The following is a 10,809-nucleotide window of genomic DNA, read 5'->3' as shown; positions in this document are numbered from 1 at the left end:
CGAAGCGCGCAAGAACACGCTTGCGCTACTCGATGCATTTGCCGTAGTGCGTAAGGTGTTTGCCGACGCGCAACTGGTCGTCGCGGGCGGCGCCAGTCTGCTCGATCACGATTCGTACACGCGGCGGTTTATCCAGCGTGCGGCGGAGCTAGGCCTATCTATCGGACCGCAGGAAAGCATCGTCGTCACCGGACCACTCGACGATGCCGCGATGCCCGCACTGTTCCGGAGCGCGGATGTGCTGGCGATGGTGTCGGTGCGCGAGGGTTTCGGACTGGTTGTCCTCGAGGCGCTCGCTTGCGGTACGCCGGTTGTTGCGTCGGCGATCGCGCCTTTCACGGAATACCTCGATAGCGACACCTGCTGCTGGGCCACGCCGACCGCCACGGATTCAATTGCCGAAGCACTGCAGCACGTGCTCAACGGCGAGCACGCAACCGATTTCACCCATGCGGTGCCCGCGCTGCTTGCCCGTTTTAGCTGGGCCGCGAGTGCGCGCCGTCATGTCGATGTCTATCGCGCGTGGCTGGCACAACAGCCGCTGGCGATTCACTAAGCCATCTGCACAAAGGAATTTCTATGCCTGTCATGCACTTTCGCATTCAATGGCCTGATGGCGACGAAGCGAACTGCTATTCGCCGTCGCAGGTCGTCAGCGACTTCTTTACGCCGGGCCATACGTATCCGCTCGACGATTTCGTCAAACGCTCGCGCGAGGCGCTCAATATCGCATCGGAGCGGGTACGGCAGAAGTATGGTTTCGCGTGCTCGGCAGCGATGGATCAACTCGCGCAGATCGAGCACGACGCGCAGCGCTTTCGCGATCACGCGGATGCCACCGTGAAAGTCATCGAGCTGGTCTGAACGTTACTACTTGCAAGGACGCATCATGTCGAACACAGCGCATTCCATGAGCGCCGGCCCACGCGGCAATGGCCATTACAGCGTGCTCGTCGTCGGCGGCGGGCAGGCGGGTCTGTCGGTCAGCTATTACCTGAAGCAGGCAGGCCTCGATCACCTCGTGCTCGAAAAGCAGACCGTCACGCACACCTGGCGCAAGCAGCGTTGGGATGCGTTCTGTCTCGTCACGCCGAACTGGCAATGCGCATTGCCGGGCTACCCGTATTCCGGCGACGATCCGCACGGCTTCATGAAAAAGGACGAGATCATCGATTACCTCGACGGGTTCATTGCGATGGTCGATGCGCCGCTGCTCGAGCACACCCAGGTCAGCCGCGTGAAGCGCCAGGAGGACGGTACCTATGCGGTGGCCACCTCGCAGGGTGATTTCACGGCTGACCACGTGGTGGTGGCATCGGGCGGATACCACACGCCGATCGTGCCACGCTTGGCAGAGCGACTGCCTGCGCAGATCGTGCAGTTGCAGTCGTCGGAGTATCGCAATCCGCAGGCGCGTCCCGAAGGCGTGGTACTGGTGGTGGGCTCGGGGCAGTCAGGTGCGCAGATTGCCGAGGACCTGCATCTGGTCGGCCGCAAGGTGGTGCTCGCCGTAGGCGAAGCGCCACGCTGCGCGCGCTTTTATCGCGGACGCGACGTGGTGGATTGGCTCGCGGACATGCAGTACTACGATATGCCGGTGGAAAAGCATCCGTTGCGCGAAGGGGTGCGCGACAACACCAATCACTATGTGACCGGCCGCGACGGCGGACGCGATATCGACTTGCGTCGCTTCGCCGCCGAAGGCATGGAGTTATACGGACGGCTCGAAGATCTGCGCGATGGGCAATTGCATTTCAAGCCGAATCTCGCGGCCAATCTCGACGATGCGGACGATACCTATAACCGCATCAATGCAAGCATCGACGCTTTCATTGAGCGGAGTGGTGTCAGTGCGCCGCAGGGTGTCCCCTACGAGCCTCTATGGCAGCCTCCGCACGAACGCGCGACGCTAGAACTTGCGGCTAGCGGTATTACATCGATCATCTGGTGTATCGGCTTTACGCCCGACTTTAGCTGGCTCGATGCGCCGGTGTTCAATGGGCGCGGCTATCCGGCGCATCACCGCGGTGTGACACCGGCCGAAGGACTCTATTTCGTCGGCTTGCCGTGGTTGCACACATGGGGCTCGGGTCGCTTCTCGGGGATTGCGCGCGATGCGGAATACGTCGTGCAGGCGCTTCTTGCGAAGGAACGTGAGCGGGCCGCCACTTGTGCGTCGATGGCGGCTTGAGCGGCGCGACAAAGCAAAACTGCCTGGACTGCGCAGAAGTCGCGCAATCCAGGCAGCGTTTTGACGTTCAGCTGTCCAAGCTTCGCTATCTGATGCTTAGGCGCCCAATGCCGGATCGCTATAGCTGCTGTGTCCCGTTTCGACGTGGCCACCGAGGCGCCGCGTGAAGGTCGGGTCCGTATCCACGGTCACCGTCAGGTCGTACCAGCCATAAGCGGCGCGCAGGTCGAGATAGATCTCGTCGGTCTTGCCACCCGCCACCGTCTGCCGGATCACCATGCTCGGATCGTACGCATTGGTGACGGTGAACTCGCACTTTGCCGTGCCCACGTTCTCGAGACGCAACTGCAGATTGCCGTTGGCGACGTCGTAACCTTCCGCCACTTCCGGATTGGCTACTTCCGATTTGCTCCACCAGTTCGACGCTGCCACCGGCTTGCCGGCGAAGCGGCGCAGGTAGCCGTTCGGGCCGTACACGGTGTAGTCGTAGGTGCCGTTGGCGTTGAGCGGCAACTGGTCGTCAAGGCGTTTGCCGGCTTCGACGGTATAGCTGAGCGGCGTCGTGCCGCTATTGGTCGAATAGACGAGGAACGCCGCGCCGGCTTGTCCACTGTTCACAAAGCCGAGCGCGATCTTGCCTTGCGATGCCCCGCTGCGCAGCCGCACGAAGAATTCGTAGGGCAGTGCGCGCGCCGGGCGCACGCCCGGTTCCTGCTTCGGCACGGCCTGCACCAGAGGCGGGACCGGCACATAGTCAGGATGACGCAACTGGTCCGGCGGCACGTAGCCGGTCGTGCTCGGCAGCGCCGGCGTCGAGTCGTTCGGATTGACGAAGTTGAACGCCGACATCAGGTCACCGGACACCGCACGGCGCCACGGCGTGATATTCGATTCGCCGAGGTCGTGATTGTGGCCGAAGCGTTTTTCGATAAAGCGGATCACCGAGGTGTGGTCGAACACTTGCGAGCACACATAACCGCCCTTCGACCACGGCGACACCACGATCATCGGCACGCGCGGGCCCATGCCGTACGGGCCGTTCGAATACTCGCCCGCCGTATATTGGCCGTTGCCCAGATAGATTTCATTGGTGGTCGCGACAGTCGACAGGCCGTTGGCGCTCGAAGCCGGTGCGAACGGGGGCGGCACGTGATCGAAGAAGCCATCGTTCTCGTCGTAGTTGACGAGCAGTACCGTCTTGCTCCACACCTCCGGGTTCGAGGTCAGAACCTGCAGCACCTGATCGACATACCATGCGCCGTAGTTCGCGGGCCAGTTCGGATGCTCGGAATAGGCTTCCGGCGCGACGATCCACGAGACTTGCGGCAGCGTATTGTTGGTCACGTCCTGCTTGAGGACATCGAAGTAAGTGCCGCCGTTTGCCACGTTGGTGCCGGTGCGCGCCTTGTCGTACAGCGGATTGCCCGGCGTCGCGTTGCGATACTGGTTGAAGTAAAGCAGCGAGTTGTCGCCGTAGTTGCCGATATACGGGTCCGACGTCCAGCCCCACGAACCGGCGGCATTCAGGCCGGTGCCTTCGTCCTGATAGATCTTCCACGAAATGCCGGCGTTTTGCAGTACTTCGGGGTACGTCGACCAGCCGTAGCCGAGTTCGGAGTTGTCGATCACGGGGCCGCCGCCGCTGCCGTCGTTACCCACCCAGCCGGTCCACATGTAGTAACGGTTCGGGTCCGTCGGTCCCAGCAGCGAGCAGTGATACGCGTCGCAAATCGTGAATGCGTCGGCCAGCGCGTAGTGGAACGGAATGTCGTCGCGCGTCATGTACGCCATTGTCGTGGTGCCCTTGGACGGCACCCACTGGTTATACAGGCCACCGTTCCATGCCGTGTGCGTGGTATTCCAGTCATGCGCCAGATCCTGCAGGAACTGCAGGCCGAGATTCGGCGCGCTCGGACGGAACGGCAGCACATAACCCGCGTCAGCGGTGATGCCCTCGGTGAGCGGTTGATACCACACCGGGTTGCCGGTGGGCAGCGTGATGGCGCGCGTGTCGCCAAAGCCGCGCACGCCGCGCAGGGTGCCGAAGTAGTGGTCGAATGCGCGGTTTTCCTGCATCAGGACGATGATGTGCTCGACGTCCTGGATGCTGCCTGTGGCGTTGTTAGCGGGAATCGCGAGTGCGTTGCGAATGCCGAGCGGCAGCATGCTCAACGCGGTTGCAGAACCGGCAGCCGAGGCGGCTGCGCGCAGAAAATCACGGCGATTTTTTGATGTCATGTTGGGCTTCGATCTTCAGGGAAGGAATATGCGCGACGGTGAGCAAACGGGTAGAACCGGCGCGGGGAGTCGGACGACCTCAATCAACGGTGTGAATCACGGGTGTTACAAGACTGTCGGACGCTGCGGCTCCGACCTGGGCGGCGGTCGGCGGTGGTGTCTGGAAGGCATTCGGCGGTAGTTCCGCTGGGGCTGTCGGCTGCGCTTGCGTGGCCACGCTTTGCGGCATCGCGTAGGGCGCGGGCGGCGCGTCGTTGACCTGATCCGAGGTCGTCGTTGCCGTTTCGGGTGCCTTGTTGTCGTCGTTGCTGCAGGCGCTCAAGGAGATGCCCATGCAGACGCACAGCGCCGCCGCCAATGCGGCTGCTCCGAACGTTCGCGGCCATGCGCGTGGTGCGGCCGCCAGACGTCTGCCCGGGGGTTCGGATTCGAACAACTCGCTTCGCTCAGACCTGGGAGACATAGGAGGCCTTTGACGGTATTGGGGGACGCTGGGCCAAGGTGACGCACCTTGGCCCAGCACCGTCGAAGGATAACTACTTACCTGTGTAAGATTTGTGAACGTTGGGGAATAAGTTGTAATTGTGTATGTTTGCGCAATTAACCACTTTCCGTGGTTGCGACAAACGCGACGATCGCCGCGTTGAGCGCATCAGGCGCGTCGCGATGCGGCGAGTGCCCGCAAGCATCGAGCTTGACGAGACGTGCCAGAGGTACACGCGCTGCGATCATATCGAGGTGCGCCATCGTGCCGTAGTGATCGTCGTGCCCCTGTACTGCCAGCAAGGGGCAGCGGATCGCATGCAATTCCTCGACGATGCTCCACGTTCTGTAAGCTGGGCTCAACCAGATGTCGCTCCAACCGTAGAACGCCGAATCGACGTCGGCGTGAAAGCGGCTGAGCTTCTCACGCAGGTCGGCGTGCTCGTAGGCTGCTTTGGTCTCGACGATTCCTTGCAGCGAAATATCTTCGACGAACACATGCGGCGCGATAGAGATGGCGCCTGCCAGCAGGCGCGGAAACGAAGCGGCGTATAGCAGCGCGATCGAACCGCCGTCGCTATGGCCGATCACCCACATGCGTGCGCGTTCTTCGGGCTCGATATGTAACGCTTCCAGCAACGCCGGCAAAACGTCGTGCGCCTGAACGCTCAGGTAATTGACCGGCCAGACGGCGTCGCGAGGTCGCGGCGTCGAGTGGCCATAGCCGGGACGCGAATAGACGAGACCACGCATGCCGAGCTGATTGCATAGCTGTTGCGGCCAGCCGCGCCACATGGCAATCGAGCCGAGTCCTTCATGCAGAAACAACGCGATCGGTGCCGCTTGTAATTCGGCATTGATCCACTGGTATTCGATTCGCAGCGCCTCGCGTGCGGAGGTGGCCGGCAAGATGGCGAAGTTGCTTGCGATGGCTGTGCCGTCCTTGGCGGCCCGGGTGTGCATGCGTGACAACGCCGTTACGGTTGAGTCCGGCTCGCAGCAGGCGACACCGCGCCGCATGCTCGAATCACCAGTTGCACCACCTCCTCGGTGGACGCTTCGAACGCTTTCTGCGTCAACGCACGTTTGCCGCCGAGCGCCAGGATCTGTGCGTCGAAGTCGGCGTAGTGCTGTGTGGTCGCCCAGATCATGTACATGAAGGTCTGCGCATTCACGGGTGCGAGCAGGCCGCGTGCGATCCAGTCGTCGATCACCTTCACGCGGCTCTCGAGCCAGGGTTTCACACGTTGCGTGAGGATGTCCTGCATATGCTCGGCACCGTGGATGATTTCATTGGCCCATACTTTCGAGCCGAGCGGCCGCCGCCGCGACAACTCCATCTTCACCCGCACGTAGCCGCTGATCGCTTCAACCGGATCGTCGCTGCCCTCGAACGTGTCCGCGGCACGATGCCAATCTTCGAACAGGTCTTCGAGCACGCGGCGATACAACGCCAGCTTCGTAGGGAAGTAGTAATGCAGGTTAGCTTTCGGTAAGCCTGCGCGTTCGGCAATCATCGCCGTGCTGGCGCCTTCCAGTCCCCGCTCGGCGAATACCGCTTCCGCACAGGCCAGCAGATGGGCCTCGTTCGATTCGCGGATGTGCGCCTTGCGCCGCCGCAAAGGTGTGGGTGTCTCGTCGTTTCCCGCGATGTCGGCTGCCACTTCGTCGTGTCTCATTGTTGGCCTCGCGCGGCTCGCATGCCGCGTCGCGCTTCATTCTAGTCGTTCGGAAGATTTTGGACACGCTGATTCGCTGCGCGTCAACGCGGCATGCTGCATTGCAATGGCACGCTTTTCGCTCTATGTGCTCACGTACGAAAAGCATTGATTTGGCGGCGTTAATCGGCTACAACCTGTCCAATCGGACAGGATTGGATGAGCGGGCGGTACCCCAGGGTTAGCCCTTTGCCGGATGCGGGTGAGACGGCAATTAACATGCACCGCGGCCGTGCGGAAACGCCCTAAAATCAGCCGTAAATGCACCAGTTTTTATTTGAAGCGATGTGTGATCGCAGCAGAATGGTCGGTTCATCGAAAGGAGCGAGACGAATGAACGCGGTATCCGAGGCGTTAAAGCATGCTGAACCCGATACGTCGATCAAGGTCGACGGCAAGCGTCTGTGGGACAGCTTGATGACGATGGCGAAAATCGGCGGTACACCTAAGGGTGGTGTCTGCCGCCTGGCGCTGACCGATCTCGACAAGCAGGGGCGTGACCTGATCGTAAGCTGGACGAAAGAGGCGGGTTGCACGGTCACGGTGGATCAGATGGGCAATGTCTTCATGCGGCGTGCCGGGCGCAATCCGAACGCGCTGCCGGTCATGACCGGCTCGCATGCGGATTCGCAACCCACTGGCGGGCGTTTCGACGGCATCTATGGTGTGCTGGGCGGACTCGAAGTGATTCGCAGTCTGAACGATCACGACATTGAAACCGAACACCCGATCGAAGTGGTGATCTGGACCAACGAGGAAGGCTCGCGCTTTGCTCCGGCGATGGTCGCCTCCGGTGTGTTCGCCGGCGTGTTCACACTCGAATACGGCCTGTCGCGCAAGGACGTGGACGGCAAGACGATCGGCGAGGAACTCAAGCGCATCGGCTACGCAGGCGATGTGCCGTGCGGCGGCCGGCCCTTGCATGCCGCGTTCGAGTTGCATATCGAACAGGGGCCCATCCTCGAAGCCGAACATAAGACGATCGGCGTCGTGACCGATGCGCAAGGACAGCGTTGGTACGAAATCACGTTGACCGGCCAGGAAGCGCACGCGGGTCCGACGCCGATGCCGCGCCGTCGCGATGCGCTGCTCGGCGCTGCGCGCGTAGTCGATCTCGTCAATCGCATCGGGCTCGACAACGCGCCGTTCGGCTGCGCGACTGTCGGCATGATGCAGGTACACCCGAACTCGCGCAACGTGATTCCGGGCCGCGTGTTTTTCACGGTGGATTTTCGTCATCCTGACGATGCCGTGCTGGCGAAGATGGACGCCGCGCTACGCGAAGGCGTCGAAAAGATCGCCAGTGGCATTGGCCTTGAAACCGAACTCGAGCAGATTTTCTATTACAAACCCGTCGCTTTCGACGCGGCCTGCGTGAAGTCGGTGCGCGCTGCTGCGCAGCGCTTCGGCTATCCGCATCGCGACATGGTCTCGGGCGCGGGACACGACGCCTGTTATCTGTCGCAGGTCGCGCCGACCTCGATGGTGTTCGTGCCGTGCGTCGACGGTATCAGTCACAACGAGATCGAGGACGCCACGCTCGAATGGATCGAAGCAGGCGCCAATGTGCTGCTGCACGCCATGCTGGGGCGTGCCTGCGAACCGGCTTCATGAACTTTGAAGGGTTGATGGTGCCTGGAGCGCCGCGCCGCGTATTGCAACCGGGCGTTGGCGCTTTTAGAAAAGCCTGACCGCATTACCTATATAACAAGCCGTCCCGACTGCGCTCGCGTGCAGTCGGCGGGCACGGCTACGTCCTCACATTCAAGAAGGAACGTGTATGGCCATCAAGCATACCGGCGACATTGCCCCGCATCGGCTGTCGCCCGAGCAGCTTTCCTGCGAATTCGCCGATATCTCGCCCTTGCTCGATCCGGCCGCCGCCGCGGTGGCGGCGAGCCGCTGTCACTACTGCTACGACGCCCCGTGCATTCAGGCGTGTCCGACGCAGATCGATATTCCCAGTTTTATCCGCAAGATCGGCAACGGCAATCTGAAAGGCGCGGCGCTCGATATTCTTTCGGCGAATCCGTTGGGCGGCATGTGTGCGCGGGTCTGTCCGACCGAGATCCTGTGCGAAGGGGCATGCGTGCGCAATCATCAGGACGAGAAGCCGGTGGCAATCGGCGCGCTGCAACGTCATGCGACCGACTGGGCGATGGCGCGCGGCGAGGTGCTATTCAAGCGTGCGGCGGACACCGGGCGTCATGTGGCCGTCGTCGGCGGCGGCCCGGCGGGGCTGGCGTGCGCGCATCGGCTGGCGGTGGCGGGGCATCGCGTGACGATTTACGACGCGCACGAAAAGCCTGGTGGTCTTAACGAATACGGCATCGCTGCCTACAAGACGGTCGATGATTTCGCCCAGAGTGAAGTGGCCTGGCTGTGTTCGGTGGGTGGCATTGAAATCAAAAACGGTGCGACGCTCGGGCGCGACCTGAGTCTCGATGCGCTGCGCAAACAACATGACGCGGTGTTTCTGGCGATTGGCCTGACCGGTGTACGCGAATTGGCGCTGGAAGGCGAAGCGCTTGGCGGCGTGCTTGACGCAGTCGATTTCATCGAGCAGGTGCGGCAAGCGAGCGATCTCGCGACGGTGCCAGTGGGACGCCGCATCGTCGTGATCGGCGGCGGCAATACGGCGGTGGATGCCGCGGTGCAAAGCCGCAAGCTGGGTGCGACGACGGTGACGATGGTTTACCGCCGCGGCGTGGAGACGATGAGCGCAACGTGGGCCGAACGCGAATTCGCGCAGAGCCAGGGGGTCACGCTCGTCACGCACGCGAAGCCGGTCCGCCTGATTGGCGGTGATGGCAATGTGACGGGTGTGGAATTCGAGCGCAGCTCGGCGGAGGGCAGCGAGCGTTTCGTTGTGGAGGCGGACATGGTGCTAAAGGCAATCGGCCAGACGCTGGTTGCAGTGGGCGTGGAGCGTGAGTTGTTGACCCTCGATGGCAGCCGGATCGCCGTCGACGCCAACGGGCAGACCTCATTGCCCGATGTGTGGGCCGGTGGCGATTGCGCCGCGACAGGCGGCGTCGATCTGACGGTGCAGGCTGTGCAGGACGGCAAGCTTGCGGCCGCAGCTATCGACGCGCTTTTCGCCCGCACGGCGATCAAGGCCGCCTAGCGACCCAGCCGCGAGCGCACTGCGCCTGGCAAAGCCACTCACCCGACCTCACGATAAAACAAAGTCCCCAAGGAGCCGAACATGGCCGATCTGCGCTGTACGATTGCCGGCATCACGTCGCCGAACCCTTTCTGGCTCGCCTCCGCGCCGCCGACCGACAAGGCCTATAACGTCAACCGCGCCTTCGAGGCAGGCTGGGGCGGCGTGGTCTGGAAGACGCTTGGCCTCGATCCGCACGTGGTCAACGTCAGCTCGCGTTACGGCGCGGTGCAGTGGAATGGCCAACGTATCGCAGGCCTGAACAATATCGAACTGATCACCGACCGTCCGCTCGACGTCAACCTGCGCGAGATCGCCCAGGTCAAGCGCGACTGGCCGGACCGCGCGTTGATCGTGTCGTTGATGGTGCCGTGCAACGAAAGCGACTGGAAATGGATCCTGCCGTTGGTCGAAGACACCGGCGCCGACGCGGTCGAGCTGAACTTCGGCTGCCCGCACGGCATGAGCGAGCGTGGCATGGGCTCGGCGGTGGGGCAGGTGCCCGAATACATCGAGATGGTCACTCGCTGGGTCAAGGAGGGCACGAAGCTGCCGTGCCTCGTCAAGCTGACACCGAACATCAGCGATATCCGCATGGGTTCGCGCGCGGCCTACAAGGGCGGCGCGGATGGCGTGTCGCTGATCAATACGATCAACTCGATCGTGGGCGTGGACCTCGACGTGATGGCGCCGTTGCCGATTGTCGACGGCAAGGGCACGCACGGCGGCTATTGTGGACCGGCGATCAAACCGATCGCGCTGAACATGGTGGCCGAAATTGCCCGTGACGTTGAAACACCGGATCTGCCGATCTCCGGCATCGGCGGCATTTCGACCTGGCGCGACGCGGCGGAATTCATCGTGCTGGGCGCGGGCAGCGTGCAGATTTGCACGGCGGCGATGCACTACGGCTTCCGGATCGTTTCCGATCTCGCCGACGGCCTGTCGAACTGGATGGACGAAAAAGGCTACGCCACGCTCGACGACATTCGCGGCCGCGCGGTGCCTAACGT

At 62.3% G+C, this 10,809-nt stretch carries 10 protein-coding genes; 6 read left to right on the top strand and 4 right to left on the bottom strand.

Annotation, left to right across the window (positions count from 1 at the left end):
- The 3 genes from M0954_RS09330 to M0954_RS09320 form a co-directional block, all read left to right on the top strand.
- The coding region (locus M0954_RS09330; RefSeq protein ID WP_297352800.1) for a glycosyltransferase at positions 1-556 on the top strand (556 nt) is incomplete at its 5' end.
- 23 nt (positions 557-579) lie between these two features.
- Positions 580-864 (top strand): MSMEG_0570 family nitrogen starvation response protein, encoded by a 285-nt coding sequence (locus tag M0954_RS09325; RefSeq protein WP_122151821.1) that lies wholly within the window; start codon positions 580-582, stop codon positions 862-864.
- A gap of 25 nt (positions 865-889) precedes the next feature.
- Positions 890-2,191 (top strand): MSMEG_0569 family flavin-dependent oxidoreductase, encoded by a 1,302-nt coding sequence (locus tag M0954_RS09320; protein ID WP_297352798.1) that lies wholly within the window; start codon positions 890-892, stop codon positions 2,189-2,191.
- Between the two features lie 96 nt (positions 2,192-2,287).
- Here the strand turns inward: M0954_RS09320 and M0954_RS09315 are convergent, their stop codons facing one another.
- The 4 genes from M0954_RS09315 to M0954_RS09300 all read right to left on the bottom strand — a co-directional run bounded on the left by M0954_RS09315 (position 2,288) and on the right by M0954_RS09300 (position 6,591).
- The gene (locus tag M0954_RS09315; protein WP_122151819.1) at positions 2,288-4,429 is read right to left on the bottom strand and encodes a phosphocholine-specific phospholipase C; all 2,142 of its coding nucleotides are present in this window, start codon (positions 4,427-4,429) and stop codon (positions 2,288-2,290) included.
- A gap of 79 nt (positions 4,430-4,508) precedes the next feature.
- Positions 4,509-4,763, bottom strand: a complete 255-nt coding sequence (locus tag M0954_RS09310; RefSeq protein ID WP_297352796.1) for a hypothetical protein — start codon at positions 4,761-4,763, stop codon at positions 4,509-4,511.
- 266 nt (positions 4,764-5,029) lie between these two features.
- Positions 5,030-5,875 (bottom strand): alpha/beta hydrolase, encoded by an 846-nt coding sequence (locus tag M0954_RS09305; RefSeq protein WP_297352794.1) that lies wholly within the window; start codon positions 5,873-5,875, stop codon positions 5,030-5,032.
- 14 nt (positions 5,876-5,889) lie between these two features.
- Complete coding sequence (locus tag M0954_RS09300; RefSeq protein ID WP_122151816.1) at positions 5,890-6,591, bottom strand: TetR/AcrR family transcriptional regulator; 702 nt, start codon at positions 6,589-6,591, stop codon at positions 5,890-5,892.
- Between the two features lie 372 nt (positions 6,592-6,963).
- Here M0954_RS09300 and M0954_RS09295 point away from each other — a divergent pair, with 372 nt between their 5' ends.
- From M0954_RS09295 to preA, 3 genes are all read left to right on the top strand, one after another.
- Positions 6,964-8,244, top strand: a complete 1,281-nt coding sequence (locus tag M0954_RS09295; RefSeq protein WP_297352793.1) for a Zn-dependent hydrolase — start codon at positions 6,964-6,966, stop codon at positions 8,242-8,244.
- Positions 8,245-8,410: 166 nt separating this feature from the next.
- Complete coding sequence (locus tag M0954_RS09290; RefSeq protein ID WP_297352791.1) at positions 8,411-9,757, top strand: NAD(P)-dependent oxidoreductase; 1,347 nt, start codon at positions 8,411-8,413, stop codon at positions 9,755-9,757.
- An 81-nt stretch (positions 9,758-9,838) separates the two neighbouring features.
- Positions 9,839-10,809: NAD-dependent dihydropyrimidine dehydrogenase subunit PreA (gene preA, locus M0954_RS09285; protein WP_297352789.1), on the top strand; the 971-nt coding region annotated here is incomplete at its 3' end.

It is taken from the genome of Paraburkholderia sp. (assembly GCF_026225065.1).
In the GTDB taxonomy this organism is placed as follows: Bacteria; Pseudomonadota; Gammaproteobacteria; order Burkholderiales; family Burkholderiaceae; genus Paraburkholderia.
The sequence above is the reverse complement of the archived record's forward strand: the minus strand, read 5'-3'. Positions and strand labels throughout refer to the sequence as shown.